The 20942-nt window shown below is 43.1% G+C and carries 14 protein-coding genes; 3 read left to right on the top strand and 11 right to left on the bottom strand.

The genetic code is table 11. The features are described from left to right. Window positions 1-248: 248 nt before the first annotated feature. The 3 genes from ACTQWB_RS17145 to ACTQWB_RS17135 all read right to left on the bottom strand — a co-directional run bounded on the left by ACTQWB_RS17145 (window position 249) and on the right by ACTQWB_RS17135 (window position 5334). On the bottom strand, window positions 249-968 hold the full coding sequence (locus ACTQWB_RS17145; RefSeq protein WP_441502587.1) for a hypothetical protein: 720 nt from the start codon (window positions 966-968) through the stop codon (window positions 249-251). Between the two features lie 117 nt (window positions 969-1085). Continuing rightward, window positions 1086-2618, bottom strand: coding sequence for a hypothetical protein (locus ACTQWB_RS17140; RefSeq protein ID WP_441502588.1), 1533 nt, complete (start codon window positions 2616-2618; stop codon window positions 1086-1088). A gap of 214 nt (window positions 2619-2832) precedes the next feature. Next, window positions 2833-5334 (bottom strand): LuxR C-terminal-related transcriptional regulator, encoded by a 2502-nt coding sequence (locus tag ACTQWB_RS17135; RefSeq protein WP_441502589.1) that lies wholly within the window; start codon window positions 5332-5334, stop codon window positions 2833-2835. A gap of 226 nt (window positions 5335-5560) precedes the next feature. On the opposite strand from ACTQWB_RS17135, the gene ACTQWB_RS17130 reads away from it, so the two are divergent. From ACTQWB_RS17130 to ACTQWB_RS17120, 3 genes are all read left to right on the top strand, one after another. Continuing rightward, a complete protein-coding gene (locus ACTQWB_RS17130) occupies window positions 5561-6538 on the top strand; it encodes an AraC family transcriptional regulator (protein WP_441502590.1) in 978 nt (325 codons plus the stop codon). A gap of 216 nt (window positions 6539-6754) precedes the next feature. Continuing rightward, the gene (locus ACTQWB_RS17125; protein WP_441502591.1) at window positions 6755-8431 is read left to right on the top strand and encodes an alpha-glucosidase; all 1677 of its coding nucleotides are present in this window, start codon (window positions 6755-6757) and stop codon (window positions 8429-8431) included. A gap of 67 nt (window positions 8432-8498) precedes the next feature. Then, window positions 8499-10163, top strand: a complete 1665-nt coding sequence (locus ACTQWB_RS17120) for a glycoside hydrolase family 13 protein (protein ID WP_441502646.1) — start codon at window positions 8499-8501, stop codon at window positions 10161-10163. A gap of 193 nt (window positions 10164-10356) precedes the next feature. Here ACTQWB_RS17120 and ACTQWB_RS17115 read toward each other — a convergent pair whose 3' ends face one another. The 8 genes from ACTQWB_RS17115 to ACTQWB_RS17080 form a co-directional block, all read right to left on the bottom strand. Further along, on the bottom strand, window positions 10357-11172 hold the full coding sequence (locus tag ACTQWB_RS17115) for a 6-phosphogluconolactonase (protein ID WP_441502592.1): 816 nt from the start codon (window positions 11170-11172) through the stop codon (window positions 10357-10359). 72 nt (window positions 11173-11244) lie between these two features. Continuing rightward, window positions 11245-12096, bottom strand: coding sequence for a carbohydrate ABC transporter permease (locus ACTQWB_RS17110; RefSeq protein ID WP_441502593.1), 852 nt, complete (start codon window positions 12094-12096; stop codon window positions 11245-11247). Next, complete coding sequence (locus tag ACTQWB_RS17105) at window positions 12093-12986, bottom strand: carbohydrate ABC transporter permease (RefSeq protein WP_441502594.1); 894 nt, start codon at window positions 12984-12986, stop codon at window positions 12093-12095. Before ACTQWB_RS17105 ends, ACTQWB_RS17110 begins: the two co-directional genes overlap by 4 nt. Window positions 12987-13006: 20 nt before the next feature. Next, entirely contained in the window at window positions 13007-14314 is a 1308-nt protein-coding gene (locus ACTQWB_RS17100) for an extracellular solute-binding protein (RefSeq protein ID WP_441502595.1), read from the bottom strand. Next, the gene (locus ACTQWB_RS17095; RefSeq protein ID WP_441502596.1) at window positions 14311-15312 is read right to left on the bottom strand and encodes an N-acetylglucosamine kinase; all 1002 of its coding nucleotides are present in this window, start codon (window positions 15310-15312) and stop codon (window positions 14311-14313) included. Before ACTQWB_RS17095 ends, ACTQWB_RS17100 begins: the two co-directional genes overlap by 4 nt. Before the next feature lie 25 nt (window positions 15313-15337). Continuing rightward, window positions 15338-16591 (bottom strand): 6-phospho-beta-glucosidase, encoded by a 1254-nt coding sequence (locus tag ACTQWB_RS17090; protein WP_441502597.1) that lies wholly within the window; start codon window positions 16589-16591, stop codon window positions 15338-15340. Between the two features lie 69 nt (window positions 16592-16660). Then, entirely contained in the window at window positions 16661-17689 is a 1029-nt protein-coding gene (locus ACTQWB_RS17085; protein ID WP_441502598.1) for a LacI family DNA-binding transcriptional regulator, read from the bottom strand. Window positions 17690-18053: 364 nt separating this feature from the next. Next, the gene (locus tag ACTQWB_RS17080) at window positions 18054-20939 is read right to left on the bottom strand and encodes an AAA family ATPase (RefSeq protein WP_441502599.1); all 2886 of its coding nucleotides are present in this window, start codon (window positions 20937-20939) and stop codon (window positions 18054-18056) included. Window positions 20940-20942 lie beyond the last annotated feature (3 nt).

Below are 20942 nucleotides of genomic sequence, written 5' to 3'. Positions count from 1 at the left end.
TAAGTTCAGTCGATTGTCAATAGTTAATTTAAATTTTCTGAAAACTGTTTTATTTTTCAGTGTTTCAGAAGCAATTCCTTGTGACAGCTTGTTTACTATACCACTGTCGCAGGGAATCGTCAAGCACTTTTTACAAAAATCTTTATACTTTTTTGTGCACTTCTTTTTTGAGCAAAATTTCTTAAGTCATCCTCTAAAATCACAATGCATTTTAAAGGATGACTCTGAACCTTTGCAACTGTTTATTATCAAAATGTTTCCCGGATGCCCCACACAATACTGTCCACAACGGTAACATAGAACTCCGATTCTCCCAATGTATCTAATATCAGATAAAGTACGCTGTCCCCTGCATCCTCGTCATACAGATCATTTATAACCTGCGCCATGGAATTCCCATCATATCCATAGGTTTCCACCTCTGCACATTCCAGAACCTCCAGAATGGAGTCTGCCAGGGCAATCCGTTCATCGTCAGTCCGATCTCCATACCATTCGTCTTTATACATCAGTGCAGCCTCTGGAAAACGTCCGGCCTCTAACAAAAGGAAGTCTGTATTTTCACTTGCCACAGCCAGTCTGTGAAATACCTTTTTTGCGGCATCCCGGTAACTTTGGGATTCTTCACACAGCATATCCATGGAAATCCTGAGAATATCCGAAGAAATTCCGGACTCATAACCATAATCAATAAGATTTAATATATCCTCTGAATTGAATCCTTCCGCAGTACTTCCCTCTGTCAAGAAGAAATCCAGCAGCATTTCCGGTGCACTTTCCTTAATTCCCCCCATTTCCACTTCTTCATTCCAGAGACTTTTTCCAATAAACATGCATTCCAGAATACCATAATCATCCAGCATGGATAACAGGCTAATCTCTACATACAGCGGTTCCGGTGTTGCGTAACACACTGTCTGACAGCCAAGCATACCTGCAATTCCCAATATAACCAATTTCTTTTTCATAGTCCCTCCCATTCACTCTCTGACATCTGACCCTGATAACACTTATGCCATCGGCATGCTTTACCTTGTAGATGCTTTCTTTTATAGAAACTTTCTTTTATAGAAGCTTCTCCGTATTTAGAACTCACAAAGTCTCCCTGCATCATCAATATAAAATACATCAGATGGACCAATGTATACGTTATCATAGCCATCGAAAAACATCACGTTTCCTTCTCCATCATACCAGTAATACGTGTCACCGGGATCGCTTTCTTCCACATAATCCTCTGGTATATAGTCTCCCCTTCCATCTTCTTCATAGTAGTTTTCTTCATTGTTTTCCCCATTATTTTCTTCTGTATTCTCTTCATCCGGAATGTAATCACCGTTCCCCTCGCCTGCGGTCTGCGCCTCATAGGCAACTGATTCAGATTCTCTGAAAAAAGCAGCATCTGCATAAATACTTCCATAGCCAGAGATCACTGGTGTCAGCATCAATTCCCTGTTTCCATCCAGGCTTACGTCAGCTACATGACTTCCATCTGAAGAATAAAGCTGTAGCGCGGTGGTTCCGGAAGTCTTAAACGTGCCACTGTCAAAAAGATATCCTCCACTGCCATCTGTATTTCTGGCATTGTAAATTTCCCAGGTTCCTTCTCCATAAAGTCGGATACTGGCAGCATTCAGATCCCCATACTGATACCAGTTATCAAAATAAGAAATAAACATTTCCAGGCTCTTTCCCTCTGCACTTGGGTCGTAATCCGGTTCATCCGCCTGGTTTTCTGAAACCTCTGTAAGAGTAAGGGAATCCACTGCGTTCCGATATTCCTCTGACATGTCAGCTGCCGCATCCGCATTCATTTTATATGCATACGCATAAGTGTTGGTGTCCGTCTGGAAAAAGATCATTTTCCACTGACAGGTGTCTTCGTTGGCACCAGTCATAAAGGTAATATCATAGAACGGATAGCTGAACTTCTCTGTAAGGCTTTTATTTTTACTTTCTTTATAATTTTTTACTTTGCTTTCACTTACCAGTCTGGCAAACTTTTTCCGGAATTTTTTCCTGGTTCCATCTGCCTTTTCATCTCTTACTGCACTACAATTCACGATTACGGTAAGTCCATCCTCAGTCATATCCGAATAGAAATAACCGCCATTCCAGGAAGAATCGTTGTACAACGGCTTTAGGCCTGTGTAGCGAGTTGCAGATGTAAGGACATAGGAAGATTTTTGATTTTCTTCGGCCTGGTCATCCGTAATTGCTTCCCCGCCCTCTTCCACTCTGGTGAAAACAGCCCCATCTCCATTTCCCATATGAAGGCTGTTATCAGAATCCTGGTATAAGCCGGCAAGCCAGATACCGGTCCGATTATACATATCATAGCGTCCATTTCCGTCTCCATATTCATCCGCATATTCCAGATATCCCTGGGAATCCCCAGCTTCTTTTGTGTGATATACAAAAATTCCATCTTCCGTTATGGTAAGTGTCTCTTCCGCAGAAGGATCTGCATTGCTCCAGCTACCTGCAATCCTGGAAAAATCTGCATATTCTGTCTTGGCTTCTGTCTCCTGTGCCAGCACTGGCACTGCAAAAGCTGGCAGCATTGTTGCTGCACTTATTGAAAAAATCAGAACTGCTGCAAATACTTTTTTCTTCATATTAAAATTCCCCTTCCTTTTTTTCTAAAAAGAATGCGCCTTGGCACATCCTCACACCTGACGCGATTGCTTGCGGCAAACCTCCCTATCCCGCAAATGCGCGTCATTGGTACATAAAAAATCCACCGTACTTATATTATACGGTGGATCATCGAACATAAACATTAACCAAAAGTTAGTTTCTAGAGCCCTTTTTCAAACATGCGCTAAGGTATCACTGGTTATTCCCGGATTCCAGCAATTCCAAAAGCTGTTTCCTTTTCGTCCGGGTATCCCCTCCGATCTGCAGCTTGGAATAAATCTGATTGACATACTGCTTCACACTTCCTTCTGACAGGTAAAGCTTCTCTCCAATTTCCCGGTTACTCAGGCGCTGCCTAAGAAGCAGCACGATCTCGTGTTCGCGTTCTGTCAAAGACGCAAGTATAGCCGGACGGGTATTTTCTACATTCAGCTTTTGCAGACGCATTTCATAATCCTGTCCAAGCTGGATAATGTGATGAAGAAGTTCTGAATTTCTGCCCACAGTACAGCTTTCCAGCAGGGGCTTCAGATAACTGTAATTCTCTGCAAATGGAAGAAGGAGATCATCCGCCGCAGCTTCCTGTATTGCCTGCTGCAGAATAGTCTGTCCCTCATTATGCTTTCCCAGCATCCCATAAGCTGCCGCCGTCTGGATCAGCAGATGGATTCTGACCAGCTCATAATGCATACTTTCACAGACTGCAAGCTGTCCTTTGCTCCTTCCCAGAACTTTGGCATAAGCCCCCTGTGCCAGATAAACCTGATTCTCGATCATTTCAATCATGGGTCTGCCTGGAGCAAGGATATGAACAGAAGAAAGCTGATGGGCAGAAAATATCTCCGGAATTTTAGCTTGGCATCCTTGCAAAGCATAATAGTACGCACAGGCTGCATTCCAGATATTGATCCAGGCCGCATTATGATGCAAAAGCAACGTTCTATAGCGTTCTTCAAAAGTATACCGCAGTTCCATCCCAGTGCACAGAAACAGCCTTTGTGCCAGGAAATCGCAGCAAAGTCCCATGTTTTCCTGCCCGTTTCCCTCAATCTGGGCGTAAGCCGTTTCTAATTCAATAACCGCATCCTGGAAACGTCCCTGCATAAATGCAGCTTCTGCTGCCATAATTCGCTCAGCTCCCTGTCCGTGTCCATCTGTGATTTTGTAATAATGCGGCATACATTCTTCCATCTGGGCAAGTTCATCCTTAAGCATTCCAGGCTTCCGGTGAAACATCATCAATACAGAAGGAGAACCAAATGTCCATCCGCCCCGTCTGTTAATACTGATGGCAGGACGGGACATCTGGCTGCTGGCACTACGATGCAGACGGCTCATGGCACTGATATCGTTATAACAGAGAAAGCTCATGATCAGATCGCATTCTCCCAGCAGATTTCCCCTCTCCATAGGCGACAATTCAGGGTGCTCTCCGATTGCCTCCATCAAAAGCTCTTTTAATTCCAGCATTTTGGGAATCCTGTGCCAGTTAAACATGCTGCGCATGAGAACCAGAATGGACAAGGGATGTTCTTTTAGTATGGAAGTAGGACATTTTCCAAGGATTTCCAATACTGCATCCGGACTCAGTGAAGACAATAAAATCCCCGCATCTTTCTGAACCACCCGGAGAAGTCCATTGTAATCTGCTGCCTGCTGATAAGCATTCATGGCGTGAAGATACTGCTGATGTTCTTCATACCACATGCCATAACGTCCCAAATAAAAAGACTGCCTTTTTTCTCCCAACAATACAAAGACTTTTCTGGCACACTCTTTCATCATGTGATGGAACCGGTATGTCTTACCGTCAGGGAGACGTTTTACAAAAGCGTTTTGCCCGGTAAGTGCAGTCAGTATCTCTCTCACCTCAGAATCCCCTGTAATAAACTGTGCCATTTCCACTGTAAACTCATCTGCAAGCCCCATGATTGCAAGAAAGTCCCTGTGTTTTTCCGGAAGCGGATCGATCATGGCAGAGGTAAACATTGCATAAATATCCGAATTGCCATCTGGCAGGGAAGCCTGTTCCAGAAAGGTTCTTAAGTTCAGATATATGGCAGAAAACCATCCCTCACTGGAATATAGTAAAGCTTCCAGCTGTTCCGCGGAAAGCTTCGTTCCGCATTTATGTACATAAGCAGAAAGCTCCCCGGAGTTCAAACGAAGCTGTTCCATTCCAATCTGATGAACTCGTCCTCCCAGGCGGAGGATCTGTGCATCTGGAAGGAAACGGTCACGGCTTGCAAGGATAAGGTGCACATTTACAGGAAGACGATTTGCAAGCCTGCAGATGAAATCCGAGACATTTTTTTCTCTCAGTAAGTGGAAATCATCAATAAAAACATAGTAGCCTTTATCCAGATCCAGTTCATAACAAAGATCATCTGCCAGCAGACTGCCACCTGCTGCATCTGTGGGACAGGTATATTCCCTGAGGAATCCAAATCCCTCCCTGGCAAATGCATCCTGCACACTTTTCCAGAAAATTGCAAGATTATCTGAATATACACTAACCCGGATAATGCATGGCTTCTCCTCCCTGGCACGCTCTGCCAGATACCAGTTTATGGCGGTTGTCTTGCCGTATCCCATAGGTGCCACCACTGTAGTCAAAGCACAGCCTGAGACCGGCTTCAGGCTTTCCCGTAAACGTTCCGATATATAGATTGTGTTTAAGTTCTGTTTTGGCATCTGATTTTCCTCTTTGCGACTACTTATATTCGTTAATCCTATTATATATCCATCACAACCTGCCAACAACTGCCAGTTTCATGAACTGTTTTTCTTTTTCAGGTTGCAATCCTGTTCTAAGATGTTAAAATTCAAATTATATGATGTCAGGGGGCAAAAGACCTTTTGACCCTAACCTCATTATATAACGCTGTATTTTATCACGCTACATTCCGGAGGTCTTATTATGTACCAGTACCAGTTTCCCGATTTAAAAGAAGCAAGCCAGCACGGTTCTTCTTCTTTTCCCTGTGCCTTTTATCAGCTTCAGGCTACCGGACACGGAGTCTTGGTTAAACATCACTGGCACGAAGAGATTGAAATGCTTTATTTCCCCGAAGGTAACTTCTGTCTGGAAATAAATATGGAGACATTTACCATCACCTCAGAATGTTTTTATTTTATCAATCCCGGCGAGCTGCACAGCATCTCTACCCATTCCAAAACAAAAGCATCCGAATACGCAGTTGTTTTTGGCCCGGAGCTTCTTGGCTCTCCATTTTATGATGCAGCCTGGGCACAACTGATCCAGCCCTTGCAAAAAGGCAGCTTATTGTTTCCAAGATGTATTTCCAAAGAACATTCCTCTTTTCTTATTATGAAAGAACTGTTCCAAACTATCACTGACGCTTTTTTCCGCTGCAGTTCCTATGAATTATTAGAAAATACTTATAATAAATTCCATACCACACTGTTTCGCGCATCCGACAAAGCAGTTATGGATCTGGCCGACCAGCTTCTGGTCAAAGCCTCTCTCCTGCAGATTCTGGCTGAGCTGACCAGGTGGCAGCTTTTTTCCCAGACAGAGAACCCCGACGACCACCGGATAGAGACAATCAAAACTGTAATTACCTATATGCAGAAGCATTATCAGGACAAAATTTATATCCGTGATCTGGCTTCCCTGGTCGGACTGAACGAGCAATATTTCTGCCGTTTTTTCAAAAAAACCATTGGAATTTCCCCTGTAGAATATTTAAATGAATACCGGATCCGCCAGGCCATGCGGTTTCTTACAGACACCAGCCTTCCAGTCACAGAAGTCTGCCTGGAATGCGGTTATAACAATATGGGGAATTTTCTCCGGGAATTCCGCAGATACACCCAGACCACACCTTTGCAGTACCGCAAACATAGTTCTGTTTCCGATATTCCCACTTTCTAAACCGGGCTGCGCAGACCGAAAGATGTTCTTCAGCTTCTTCCTATAAATAGTCAAAATTTCGTAATTTTCCATCATATTAAAGGAAGTTTTCTTTCTCATATGTATGTATAATGTTATATACATTCACATTGGAGCCAAAGGAGCCCAAACTGCTTTTTACACTTGTAACAAAAGCTTTTTGCCTCTGGCTCCTGACATACAAGAGGAGGATTCTACATGGAACGAAAATGGTGGCAGGACAAAGTCGCCTATCAGATTTACCCCAAAAGCTTTTATGACACAAATGGGGACGGAATCGGCGATCTGCCTGGAATCATAGAAAAACTGGATTATTTAAAGGAGCTGGGCGTTGATATTATCTGGCTTTCTCCTTGCTATCGTTCCCCATTTGCGGATCAGGGATACGATATTTCCGACTATTATGACATTGACCCGCGCTTTGGCACCATGGAGGACATGGACCGGCTCATTGCCGAAGCGAAAAAGCGTAATATGTATATTCTGATGGATCTGGTGGTCAATCATTGTTCCGATGAACATGAATGGTTCAAAAAAGCATGTGCTGATCCAGATGGAAAATATGGGAATTTCTTCTATCTGAGAGACAAAGAAGAAGGGAAACTTCCCACCAACTGGCGCTCTTATTTCGGTGGATCTGTCTGGGAAGATCTTCCAGGGACCAACAAGCAATATCTTCATGTTTTCCACAAGAAACAGCCCGACCTGAACTGGGAAAATCCCGAAGTTCGTGAAGAAGTATATAAAAATATCAACTGGTGGCTGGATAAAGGTCTCGGCGGCTTCCGCATTGATGCGATCATCAATATCAAAAAAGCCCTGCCTTTGCATGACTATGAACCAGACCGTGATGACGGACTTTGCTACATTGGAAAAATGCTGGAAGAAGCTACAGGAATTGGAGAATTTCTTGGGGAAATGCGTGACCGCACTTTCAAACCTCATGACGCTTTTTCTGTAGGCGAGGTCTTTAATGTGAAGGATCAGGATCTGCCAGCTTTCATTGGAGAAAATGGATATTTTTCCACTATGTTCGATTTCAATGAAGCGATTTTCGGTGGCTCTGATAAAGGCTGGTATGACAGCAAAAAAATCACTCCGGATGACTATAAACGCTGCTGCTTCGAAGCCCAGGCAAAAATGGGCGATTTCGGATTTATTTCCAATATCATCGAAAACCATGATGAACCCCGTGGGGTCAGCCGCTATATTCCGGAAGGAGACTGCTGTAACGAAAGTAAAAAAATGCTTGCCGCCTTGAATTTCATGCTCCGCGGACTGCCATTTATCTATCAGGGACAGGAGCTTGGCATGGAAAATGTGCCATTTCATTCCATTGATGAGGTAGATGACATTTCTACCCTGGACGAATACAAAGTAGCCCTTGATGCTGGTCTTTCCCCGGAAGAGGCACTTGCAGCCGTTGCCCGTCATAGCCGTGACAATGCCCGCACACCGATGCAGTGGACAGATGGGAAAAATGCCGGTTTTACAACTGGTACTCCATGGCTCCGGGTAAATCCAAATTATACTTCCATCAATGTAGAGGAGGAACGAAAGGATCCAGGCTCTGTATTTCATTTTTACCAGAAGCTGATCCAGCTCCGGAAATCACCAGAGTATAAGGAAACGGTTGTATACGGTACACTCACCCCATTTCTGGAAGAGCGCCATAACCTGATGGCTTATTACCGCAAAGGAGACAAAACCCTTCTGGTAGTTGGAAACTATCAGAAAGAGGAACAGGAAATCACACTTCCTGCAGCCTGCAAAAAGGTTCTGATCAACAATTACCCGGATGTAGATTCTAATGGTAATAGCCTGAAGCTGCATGGATACCAGGTTTTAGTACTTGAGTTGACGCAAAATAAATAATATGTTACGTGTGAGCACATTAAACAGTAAAAAAGATTATAAGTAAGAGGAAAAAAGCATGAACAATATAGAAAAAAGATGGTGGAAAGAAGCTGTGGTTTATCAGATTTACCCACGAAGCTTCAACGACAGTAACGGTGATGGAATTGGTGATTTAAAAGGAATTATTCAAAAAATACCATATTTAAAGGAACTTGGTGTAAACGTAGTCTGGCTCTCCCCTATTTACCAGTCCCCCAATGATGATAACGGCTATGATATCAGCGACTACCGCCAAATTATGACAGAATTCGGAACCATGGAAGATTTCAACCAGCTTCTTACCCTCTGTCACCAGGCAGGAATTAAGCTGGTAATGGATCTGGTGGTAAATCACACCTCCGACGAGCATGCCTGCTTTATTGAAAGCCGGAAAAGCAAAGATAATCCTTATCGCGACTACTACATCTGGAAAGATCCGGTAAATGGAAAAGAACCTAATAACTGGGGTTCCTGTTTCGGCGGCTCTACATGGGAATTTGATGAACAGACCGGTCAGTACTATCTTCACTTTTTTTCCAAAAAACAGCCAGACCTGAACTGGGAAAATGAAAAAGTAAGAGCTTCCGTTTACAATATGATGAAATGGTGGCTGGATAAAGGTGTAGATGGCTTCCGCATGGATGTGATCAGCCTTATTTCCAAAGATCCGGAATATAAAGATGGAGAGCCTGGTGTCACTGGTTACAGCAGCTTCAATGTCTGTGCCAATGGCCCCCGTGTCCATGAGTTTCTGCAGGAAATGCGTCAGGAAGTGCTGTCAAAATATGACCTTCTCACAGTAGGGGAATGCTCTGGTGTCACCCTGGAAGAAGCCAAAAAGTACGCACGAAGTGATGAAAAAGAACTGAATATGGTGTTTCAGTTTGAACATGTATCCCTTGATGCAGATGATGACAATAAATGGGGATTAAAGCCTTTTGACCTGATGAAATTAAAGGAAATCATGACAAAATGGCAGAATGGACTCGAAGGAAAAGCCTGGAACAGTCTTTTCTGGTGCAATCACGATCAGCCCCGTATGGTCTCCCGTTGGGGAAATGACAAAGAATACCGGGAAGCCTCAGCCAAAATGCTTGCCACCTGTCTTCATATGATGCAAGGTACCCCTTACGTTTATCAGGGGGAAGAGCTTGGCATGACCAATATGCCATTTCATGACCTTAGTGAATTCCGGGATCTGGACAGTATCAATGCCTACCGGGAAATGGTGGAAGAAAAGAAAATCATGACTTCTGAAGAAATGCTTACTGCCCTTCGCAAAAAAAGCCGTGATAATTCCAGAACACCTATGCAGTGGGACGACAGTGAAAATGCAGGATTTACTACTGGAACTCCGTGGATCAAGGTAAATCCAAATTATCATCAGATCAACGCAGCCGAACAGCTTCAGCGACCGGATTCTGTTTTCCATTATTATCAGAAACTGATCCAGCTCCGCAAGCAGTATGAGGTCATTGTTTACGGTAAATATGAGCTTCTGGATGCTGAAAATCCGGATATTTATACCTATTCCAGAACTCTTGGCAATGAAAAATTACTGGTGGTATGCAACTTCACTGACAAAGAAATTTCTTATCAGATTCCTGAGGAATATAGAAACGGAGAATGTCTGATTTCTAACTATGTAGAGCAGAACAGTGGGGTGCTCCGCCCGTATGAGGCGTTTGTGCTGCATATAAATATACTTTAAATGCCTGAGGCGGGACGTTTTATATCCCGCCTCAGTTCTCATCTCCCCGATAGGAGATAGCACTTTTATACAATAGGCAGGCAATTTTATCAAAATTTTCAGATTGTACAACAGCCCCTGTCTCATCCAGACAGGGGCTGCTCCAAAATATTCTATTAACAATTCCAACATACTTCCACGTCAGACCATTTCCCTACTCTTTCAGGATACCTGCAGCTGCATCTTTGTCCATGATGATCCTTGCTGTATCCATCAGCTTAAGCGCTGTCGCCGGGAAGTCCATCGTCGGCCTTGTGTGGTACAATTTTCCTACGGCTTCCGCTTTATGTGCACCGCAAATCTGTAAAACTACTTTTTTGGTTTCAAAAATATGATGAACGCCAAGAGTAATTCCACGTGTCAGCTTCATGCCATCAGAGAAATATTTCTGTCCGACCTTCATTGTAGTCTCTGACAGCTCCACAACTTTTGCATAATCCCCGAAATCTTCTCCTGGCTCATTCAGTCCCAGATGTCCATTCATTCCCATTCCCAGAAGCATCAGGTCAATATGCCCACAATCGAAAATATACTGATCGATCCGTTTGCATTCTTCTTCCAGATTGCTGGCATGAACATCAAATAATGTCATCTGATCCTCACGGATTCCTAACGGACCATACAGATGTTTTCTTAAGAAATGAGTGCAGTTCTCTGATTCATCTTCCAGATCAAGCCATTCGTCAAGTGAAACAAATTTTGCTTTTGTAAAATCGATTTCTCCTCTGTCCTGCATCTCTTTTAAAATCTCACAGGTTTTTACCACAGTCATCCCTGCCGGAAAACAGAGCAGCGCGTCTGGCTTCTTCTCCAGGGTCTCTTTTACTAATTCTGCACATCTCTGTGACATATCCTTTTCACTGTCGTAAATTTCCGTGATTGGAAATCTTCCAGGCAATTTTGCTCCTAAGAGCTCTGCATTATGTTCCATACAATAACATACACTCTTTTCTTCTATATTTTTTTCCATACATTTTCTGCAATTCCCATGCACACTGCAAAGAATATAGGGACATTTACAATACATCTTCTTCATGATCGCTTACCCCTTAACTGCACCTGCTGCCAGACTTTCCTGAATATTGTTGCTCAGGAATGCGTACAGGACAAGTGTAGGAATTGTTGCAATTGTTAAACCAGCTCCGATCAATCCCCATTTCGTTGAGTATCTGCCGATCATGTTGTTAACACCAACTGTAATGGTCATCCACTGGTCACTGTTTATAAATGTCTGTGCAAGCATAAGCTCATTCCAGGAATCCAGGAAGTTCAGGATCGCTACTGTAGAAATGATCGGTTTCAACAGCGGAAGGATGATTCTGAAAAAGATCTTATACAGGCTCGCTCCATCTATAAATGCAGCTTCTTCCATTTCCTTTGGTATGGTTTTCAGGCTTCCGCTTATCAGCAGGATTCCCATAGGCAGGTTAAATGCAACATAGGGAATGATCAAGGACCATAAGCTGTCTCTTATTGCCTTTAAATTCCGGTACAAAGGAAGAAGTACTGCCTGAAGTGACAGCATCATTCCCAGAAGGAATAAGATGTACACAACAGAGCTTAATCTCCATTTCAGCCTTACCAGCGCATAGCTTGCCATAGAGGCCAGTAATGCGGTTGCCACAATTGTTACAATTGCTACAAATAAACTGTTCAGCAGATATTTGTAAATATGTGCCTGACCGAATACGGTTACATAATGTTCCCAGTGCCACTCTTTGGGCAGTCCGATAATATTTCCCCCAAAGATCTCTGCATTACTCTTCAGCGAAAACGTGAACAGCCAGTACAAAGGAAACAACTGGATTACAGTCCAGAAAATCAGGCCTCCATACATAATCCATTTTACAGGACTCATTTTTTTCTTTTGTTTGCCATCTTCCTTTATTTTCATGAATCGCTCCTATATTTCCGCATGATTTTTTTAAATACAAACTGTACTCCAAATGTAAACAGCAGACATATAATAATAATTGCAATTGCAACCGCACTGGCATAGCCATAATGATTATTGGTAAAAATCTCGCTATACATCATCAGGGACAGAACACTGGAAGCATGCATTGGTCCGCCGCCGGTTAATATAAAAATCATATCAAAAGATTTCAGTGAACCAACAATACAGAAAATTGTTACTGCTTCGATCATCGGAATAATGATCGGCATGATAATCTTCATGGAAATCTGAAATTTAGAGGCTCCGTCAATTTTTGCTGCTTCAATAATATCTGAAGAGATTGATTTCGCAGCTGAATAAAACAACAACATGTTATAACCTATATCTTTCCAGATCATAGGAATAAAACAGGCGATCAAAACAGTTGCCGAGGAGCCCAGCCAGTTCTGCTTCCATTCCGGATGTCCCAGCCAGTCAAAAAATACATTCAGCAATCCATAGGATGGATGATAGATTTTCATCCACAGGTTTGCGATTACAGTACTGGAAATAATAACGGGGATGAAAAAAGCATTGCGGAAAAAGTTTTCTCCTTTTACGCCGTTCACTAATACCAGTGCCAGCAGCATTGAAATCGGCATCTGGATCAGTACAGAAGCAGCTGCTAATAACAATGAATTTTTTAATGAAAGAAGAAATACAGGATCCTTGAACATTTCAATATAGTTGTCCAGTCCTACAAATGTTCCCTCAGATATTCCGTTCCATTTTAATAAACTGTAATCTGCTGATTGAATGATCGGTACCGCTACAATCAGGAGAAAAAGAATCAACCCTGGTAAAATGAAGAAACATACGGCTTTTTTACTGCGCAATGCCTTTTCCATATTAACCCTTTACCTTTCTGCTATTCTGCTAATGCTTCCTCTTTTGCTGCCTGCATCTGGGTAGCAAATTCTTCTGGTGTTATGCTGCCTTCAATCACGCCCTGTAACAGATTGTAATGTGCGTCAATTGCGGAACCAGTGAGGAAGGTATCCCATGCAAGTACATATCCGGTAGAATTCTGGATCAGTTCCTGAACCTTTACCAGAGCTGGACTAATTTCGGCATCTCCGATGTCAAGATCCTTCCAGCATGGAAGTGAATCACCAAGAACGTAAGCTTCTTTGGACATGTATTTTGTCATTCCATAAGCGAAATCAAATGCCTCATCCGGATGCTCTGTTGCGGAATTGATCATAAAGAAATCAATAACGCCGCCAGAATACTGGGTTTCATCACCCTTTCCATTTTCTACTGTCGGGAAGGTTGTCACTACGATTTCATCCTGTGAGCATGCATTATCTGGATTGTCAACACTCTGTGCTACCCAGCTGCCGCCGAAGAACATTGGAACCATTCCACTGTAGAACAGCTCTTCTGCTTCATCGGAAGAAATTCCAAGTGTACCATCCGGGAAAGCACCGGCTTCATTCATTTCAGAAAGAAGTTTTGCAGATTCTACGATTTCAGGAGTATCAAGAGTTGCATCTCCTGACAGGGCTGAATTCATGTAATCAGCACCAGCAGTGCGCACTGCCAGCATATTCTGGATCATACCGATATGCCATCCGTCTTTTGCTCCTAAAACCATAGGTGTAACACCATTTTCCCGGAAGGCTTTAATACAATCGATCAGCTCATCATAAGTAGTCGGGATTTCCAGATTGTTTTCATCAAAAATTCTCTTATTGCAGAAGAGAACGCCAGCCCACTGTTTCAGTGGTAATCCATAGGTCTCATCGTTGTATGTACAATAGGTAGTAGCTCCCTGCAGCAGCTGATCGTTGATTCCATATTTTTCATAATATTCCTCCAACGGAAGTACCACACCGGCATCTACATATGTTTTTGCGTATCCACCACCCCAGCAGAAGAATACGTCACCCTGGGAACTGTCTGCAGCTGCAACTCTTAATTTGGTTGTCTGATAGTCAACCTCCTGTGTTGCAACCTCTTCAATATGAATATTTGGGTGTTCTTCTTCATACTGTGCAATGTAATCCTGTACAAGTGGAGCCATTGGCTGGCCTTCTGGCCAGATATCCCAGAATTTCAGGGTAATCTCTTCATCGGTGAGCTGAATATCACCATCTGCTGCGTTTACGCTTACAGCCATGGATGCCGCCATAATCCCTGCCAACAGTACGCTTAACATTTTTTTACCTTTCATGTGTTGTCCTCCTTTACATTACGTAAAATATTATATTTATTTTTTTCTTTTTCAATTTCTGCATACACTTCGGACGGTACCTTCTTGTGGTAGTCATCCAACCCCATTAAAAACGCTCCGACAATAGGCTCATATACGGAATCAATGATATTGATATTTGCAGCCTCTTTTCTAAGCTCCGCATCCACTGTTTCTCTAAGAACCGGTACCTTGCATTTAAAAATACTGCCGGATAAAACAATGTCAACTTTCTCTTCCAGAATATCCAGAGTCCTCATTCCGGACAGAATATACGGAACAATTCCTTTGGCAAAATCTTCATAAATCCGGATTGCAACCTTATCTCCTTCCAAAGCCGCTTTTTCAACAACTTTGGGAAGTCCAAGATAATCGTTTGACCCGATTTTGTGTTCTGCCCTCATCTGTAAAAGTTCATCTACCGATTCGGCATGAAACAGTTCACATAAATAATCTGTTAAAATAGTCGGGGCCCCCACCCCGGCTTGTGCATCAAATACTTTCTGCACTGCAGCCGCTCCAATGGATACTCCACCCTGAATCGAATCCGGAATGTAATATCCGAAGATGATCTCTTTTTTTCCGTTTCGTACTGCACAGTTCACACCTGAACCAGCACAGATGATTCCGCATTTGTCACTGTCAGTTGCTGCCCGCATGGCGATCAGACAGTCATTCACGATAGAGATGTGTGAAATTTTAAAATGGTCATACATGGCATTCTGGACAAGTTCTTTCTCATAAGCCCAGTCGATTCCACTCATTCCACCGTACAATCCATAGATGTCCTTATATGAAAGCCCCGCCTCGTTAAGTGCCTGGTCAAATGCCTCTTCTGCAGCTTTCATAGCAACTTCCATTCCATCGACAGAATGAACCGCACCGAAGCTTATTCCCATTCCAAGGATATGCCCGTATTCATCTCCAACAATTGCAGCTGTTTTACTGCCCCCTTGATCAATTCCCATAAAGTATTTCATACAAGTCCTCGCTTTTGATCTGTTATCAGAAAAACTGAGGTAAAAATTCTTTACTTCCTTCCAGTAAATCTGGAACTAATTTTTCAACAACAGAGTATTCTCTTACTAACGGATGTGCCAGCAATGCCTGTTTCATTTTGGTCACATTTCCCTCGACAGCAGCTTCTACTGCCAGCATTTCATAATTCTTCACCTCACTGATCAGTCCCCAGCATGGTGCAGGAATATAAGATTTATGAATCGGTGCCATTCCTCTCTTATTAACCAGACAGTTGATCTCAACCACTCCATCGTCTGGAAGGAACGGTACAGCACCCTTATTCTGGACATTCACTACCATCTCTGTATCTACATTATTGTAAACTGCATTTACGAAATTCATGGCAACCTCTGAATAACCACCACCGCCGCGCTTATAAAGCTCTTTCGGAATGTCTGCATTGTTTTCATCTGCATAACCGGCAAATACGATTTTTTCCAGATCCTGCACGTACTCTCCACGTGTCTGGCTCTTTGCCTTTAATTCAGCTACCCTCTGGCCTGTTTTATAATAATACTGTAAATAAGGACTGGTCAGACAGCCAAGCAGCTTCTGGATCTCAACGCCTACATCATCATTGGTCTCTGCCAGCGTTTCGAATTCTTTTTCTGTGATCGGTCTTCCATCAATGGTGATATGACTGATAAAATTCAAATGGTTCAATCCTACATAATCATACTGGACACGGTTGTAATCAATTCCCATGCTTCTCTTCGCCCACATTTTCGGGAAAATACCGCCTGAGCAGAAGCCTGCGATATTGGCATTTGTGTAACGTTTTACAGCTTCAGTCACAAGTCCGGCCGGATTGGTATAATTAATCAGCCATCCATCTGGAGAAGATTTTTCCATGTGTCTTGCCACATCCAGCATAACCGGAATCGTACGGAAGGCCTTCATCATGCCGCCGGCGCCTGTGGTCTCCTGACCGATCAGACCATATTTCAACGGAATCTTCTCGTCTTTTACTCGCTGTTTATTTCCGCCTACACGAATCTGGGTATCCACAAAAGCCGCGCCATAAAGGGCATCATCGATATCCGTTGTGCTTCTGATCTTAACCGGGAAGTCTCTCTTTGCTGAATAGCGTTTGCAGAATCCTTCCATAACCTCCAGTCTGTGTGGATCAATATCATATAATACCAGCTCATCAATCGGTAAGCTTTCTCTGCGGACAATCATCTCATCCAACAGCTCCGGTGTGTATGAACTTCCAGCTCCTACAATTGTAAATTTCATAATGTCCTCCTTTTTTGTTTAACGTTACACATTTTATCTAAAAATAAATTATCAGTGAAACCTGACAATTTATTTTTGTTCTATTTGGTTGTTGTTTCTGGTTGTCTGCCTGATTACCAGATTGGGATAAAACATTTTCTTTTCTTTTACTTCTTTTTTCTCTTTAATATCTGTTATGAGAATATCAACAGCTGCCTTTCCCATATCTCCAAGTGGCTGTCTTACAGTAGTTAATGGAAGATATTGGAAGTTATGATTTCTGGGCTGGTCATCATCGAAGCCTACCAGCATTACATCCTCCGGAATCCTGATTCCCGCTTCTAACAAAGCCCGCATTCCACCAAAGGCAGTCTGATCAGAACTAAAGAAAAATGCATCTGGAAGTTCTTCCTTTCTGCAGGTAGATAAAAACTCCTTGAGAGTGGTATATCCTTCCTCTTCGGACCATCCGGATTGCAGGATCCTCACATCCTGAACACCATGCTTCTTCATCGTGTTCACATAACCTTTCTGCCTTCTTCTTGCAGCCTGTCTGTTCTCATCACCAGCTACATGTATAATATTTCTGCATCCGCATTGGAACAGGTAATCGACCGCCACCTCTGAACCATATTGATTGTTCAACAGAATATTATTCACATTTAAGCTTCCCATATCATTTTCTATTAAGGCAAATGGGAAATGCGAACGTGCCAGCTTGGTGATAAGCTTCTTATCATCCAGGGCACTTCCGTAAATAAGGATTCCATCGACTCTTTCCTGCATAAAAAAATTAATATAACTATTTTTCTTCTCGGTACTGTTCCCGGCACTGCAGAACAATACATCGTATCCCTGTTTCCCTACCTCTTCTTCAATCGCATGTATCAGATCAAAAAAATATGCATCACATAACGTGTCTACAACTACGCCAATGGTATTCGTGGATTTCAGTACAAGAGAACGCGCAAGCCCATTAGGCGTATAGCCCAGTTCATCAATTGCCGCTTGTATTTTCTGTCGGGATTTCTCACTGACCCCGTACTGGTTGTTTACCACTCTGGATACAAGTGTGGCTGAACAGCCGGCTTTTTTCGCTACATCCGTTATCGATACCATACATTCTGACCTCTGTGAGTTATTTGTTTTTCTTTTGTTTAACGTTAAACATATTATAGCTGCGTCATATTAAAATGTCAATATATCTTTCTTCTATTATTGTATTTTTGTTTAATTATGATTATTATTACAATTATTAATTGTGCATTACGCACAATATAATGCGTATGTGTATCGCAACACATTTTATTTATCTGCGGTGGGTCACTCCATGTGACATCTACCTCTCCACCGCAGTACGATTCTGCCCGGCGGGGCTTTTTATGTAATAGATAATTCCAACGGGATTCCCTATTACAGGAAAAAGGCTTTCTGCAAATCCAAGTCTGCAAAAAGCCTTTTTCGTGCACTTTAGTACAAAATATCAAAAGCAAATCTCTTCCATTCTTTCTTTCGCCGCCACCCGCTTCGGATGCTCCAAAGGATAATTCCTCTCAAATCTTTCTAATGCGATCTGGAGGTATTTTTTCTCTTCTTCCTCATTTCCCATCATACGGAATGCCCGTGACAGATTCCAGGCGGGTTCCGCAGTTGCAATTTCCCCCAGATTATTCTCCCTGACCAGCTGGTAAGCTTCCTTCAGATAGATCACCGCATTCTCAGGATCTTTACCATCCAGGTAAGTAACTCCAATATTATTGTTCACAATGCAAAGCATACTGCCTTCGTTGTCAGCATCTTTTTGCATGGTATTTCTTACCAGGAAATGATTTTCAAGAGATTCCGCTCTCCTTCCTACCCGGTTATAAGCAACTCCCAATTCTTCACAGGTAGCCAGATATCCCTGGTGCTTCATCCCCCAGTAAATCAGAGTGGTATCTTTACATTTCTCCATGTATTCCAATGCTTTTTCCTGATCCTGGTCCAGCCAGGCAACCCAGGTATGCATCTGATAGAGGTAAATATCGAATGATGTTTTTCCAAGCTGTGTTCCCTGTATCTGCTCGCAGGCTTCCAGGCATCTGGCAATGGCGTCTCTTTCTCCCAGGCCTCTGTGAAGCGCGGCTTTGCGGTAAAGCATTTCTCCCACACGGTCGGTGTGTCCGCTCTGTTTCGCCATCCACAGTCCATTCTCGATCCAGAAGATTCCCTCTGCAAATTCTGTAGTAAGCTCACAGATATGTGCCCTGCCTATGGCGGCAGATATTTTAATGTCCACATCATCTGTTTTTTTCAGAAGCCTGGAAATCATTTCTTGTGTATCTTTCAACTTTCCATCTTCCAGAAGGCGCTCCATATAGGCAAAGAACGCATCCCGGAGCCATTCTTTTGGCAGGCTCTTTTTCTCAAACTGCTGATAGAAAATTTCATCATAGCGTTCTGCAATGGGATCAAACATAACGGAAATGCTTTTCGCCATAAACCACGTCTCTTCTGAAGCCTTCGGACAGCGCTTCAGCATATCTTCAATTACCGTAGAAGCTCTGTATGTTACACCCTGGTATTTTACTGCACAGATTGCCAGCATAAGCAGCTTCTCACTGATCTGCCCTTTGATTTTGGTAATCGCACTCCAGATGATCTCCGCAATTTCTTCCATCCTGGAATCATCCTGAGGACCAGCCTGTCCTATGAAAAAGCATTTCTGCGCTCTTTCCCAGAATGGGGCAAACTCATCCTCCTGGGGTGCCTGGATCAGGATACTTTCTGCAATTACAGGGTGCATGCGGTATCCCTCCTGCAGATCCTCCAGCCAGCCAAGCTGACAGAGTCTCTGAAGCTCTGTTTTTAGCTCATCATTTTCCCGCACAAAGCCCTGAAAAAACATATTTGTAAAATTAGCGTCCACTGTTCTGTACGGCAGGGTTGCAAACATACGGATCAGGCGGCTTCCTGAAATTCCGAAATCAGACACCTGATACAGTCTGCGGTACATATTCAGAAGACCAGTCTCTCCTGCTGTCTCTGACCAGTTATTTTCAATTTCTGTTTTCAGCTTTTTCAAAGTCCACATCTGTGAACCGGCTGCTTTTCCAAGCAGACGCAGGGTCAACGGATGGCGGAAGATTTCTTTTTCCAGAAAGCGGCCCAGATCTTCTCTTTCCTCTTTCGGAAGGACACGACCATAATTATCCCGGAAAATAAGGCTTAGTGCACTTTTCTCCGGTGCTCCCACAGCAAAGGAGGTAAAGCCTTCCAATTGCTCCTGTCTGGAGGTTACAAAGATGGTACAGGGAAGTTCTTTTAGCTCTGCGATTTCCCGGTCAGCCTCTTTGGCACGGTTCATATTGTCCAGAAACAGAACGATTCTTTCCTTTTCGCCCACTTTGTTCAGTCTGTATATACTTTCATGAAAACGCTGCTGTTCCTCCTGGGATTCCAGATTGAGAAAACTTCTTGAAAAGCTGGACACCAGGCTTTCTTCATATTGTACTACTGCGATCCGGTCAGCTGCGCCTTCCCGCTCACACCAGCGGATCAGCTGCCTAAGCAGCTCTGTTTTCCCAATTCCCCCAAGACCGCAGACCAGATATTTCCCGCCACGAAGCAGCAATTCCTTCAAATCATACAGTTCTTCCTCTCTTCCGAAGAAATGCTCCGATGGAAGGGGCGCTGTACATAATTCACTATTTCTCAATGTAAGGTAAAGAGGACTGTTATCCCTCTTTGCACTGTGTACACGGTTCCAGATTGCATCAAGCTCCAGGTCACTGCGGTTCCGCAGATTTTCCATGATTTTTCCGGACATTTCTTTTCCAGACATTGCATGGAGGCTTAGCATAGTCAAAAACCAGGCCGCGATAAACGACTCCGATATTTTCTTCCTGTTCGCTTCTGCCGCGTCCATCCAGGAAAGGAATTTGTCTGCACATTCTTTTGACATCCAAGGATCTGTCTTGCCTGCCATATGCAGAAAAGTCCTTATTTTCATCATAAATACAGTATGGTCGTATTCCTTTTCATTCAGAAATTTCTCAAAAAGATCGATCTGATTTTCAAAAGACTCCGGTCCCATTCCGTTCATGATTTCCTGCATATAGATCGTATATAAAGGAAAATTTTCTCTGCGGTTACAGAACTCGGAATGATACCGGTTCTTACTTCCGCTGGTTCTCCAGATCATGCGCCCATGCTCTGTATTTCTCCACTCATACAACAGATACTCATTCCAGAAACGCCCCAGAGTCAGTCCTTTTTTATGTTTCCCAATAAGGATTCCGGTGGAATACACCGGATAATCTTTCACAGTGAGCAAACGATACAGATTCTTCAAAGATAGCTGTACATTTGTTGTGTCTTCCGTTCTCATTCT

Source organism: Blautia sp. HCP3S3_H10_2 (assembly GCF_052122375.1).
Lineage (GTDB): Bacteria > Bacillota > Clostridia > Lachnospirales > Lachnospiraceae > Blautia_A.
The sequence above is the reverse complement of the archived record's forward strand: the minus strand, read 5'-3'. Positions and strand labels throughout refer to the sequence as shown.

Bases quoted from the DNA above. Each gene is read 5' to 3' on its own strand.
- ACTQWB_RS17145 (WP_441502587.1), bottom strand. From the start codon at position 968: ATGAAAAAGAAATTGGTTATATTGGGAATTGCAGGTATGCTTGGCTGT.
- ACTQWB_RS17140 (WP_441502588.1), bottom strand. From the start codon at position 2,618: ATGAAGAAAAAAGTATTTGCAGCAGTTCTGATTTTTTCAATAAGTGCA.
- ACTQWB_RS17135 (WP_441502589.1), bottom strand. From the start codon at position 5,334: ATGCCAAAACAGAACTTAAACACAATCTATATATCGGAACGTTTACGG.
- ACTQWB_RS17130 (WP_441502590.1), top strand. From the start codon at position 5,561: ATGTACCAGTACCAGTTTCCCGATTTAAAAGAAGCAAGCCAGCACGGT.
- ACTQWB_RS17125 (WP_441502591.1), top strand. From the start codon at position 6,755: ATGGAACGAAAATGGTGGCAGGACAAAGTCGCCTATCAGATTTACCCC.
- ACTQWB_RS17115 (WP_441502592.1), bottom strand. From the start codon at position 11,172: ATGGAAAAAAATATAGAAGAAAAGAGTGTATGTTATTGTATGGAACAT.
- ACTQWB_RS17110 (WP_441502593.1), bottom strand. From the start codon at position 12,096: ATGAAAATAAAGGAAGATGGCAAACAAAAGAAAAAAATGAGTCCTGTA.
- ACTQWB_RS17105 (WP_441502594.1), bottom strand. From the start codon at position 12,986: ATGGAAAAGGCATTGCGCAGTAAAAAAGCCGTATGTTTCTTCATTTTA.
- ACTQWB_RS17100 (WP_441502595.1), bottom strand. From the start codon at position 14,314: ATGAAAGGTAAAAAAATGTTAAGCGTACTGTTGGCAGGGATTATGGCG.
- ACTQWB_RS17095 (WP_441502596.1), bottom strand. From the start codon at position 15,312: ATGAAATACTTTATGGGAATTGATCAAGGGGGCAGTAAAACAGCTGCA.
- ACTQWB_RS17090 (WP_441502597.1), bottom strand. From the start codon at position 16,591: ATGAAATTTACAATTGTAGGAGCTGGAAGTTCATACACACCGGAGCTG.
- ACTQWB_RS17085 (WP_441502598.1), bottom strand. From the start codon at position 17,689: ATGGTATCGATAACGGATGTAGCGAAAAAAGCCGGCTGTTCAGCCACA.
- ACTQWB_RS17080 (WP_441502599.1), bottom strand. From the start codon at position 20,939: ATGAGAACGGAAGACACAACAAATGTACAGCTATCTTTGAAGAATCTG.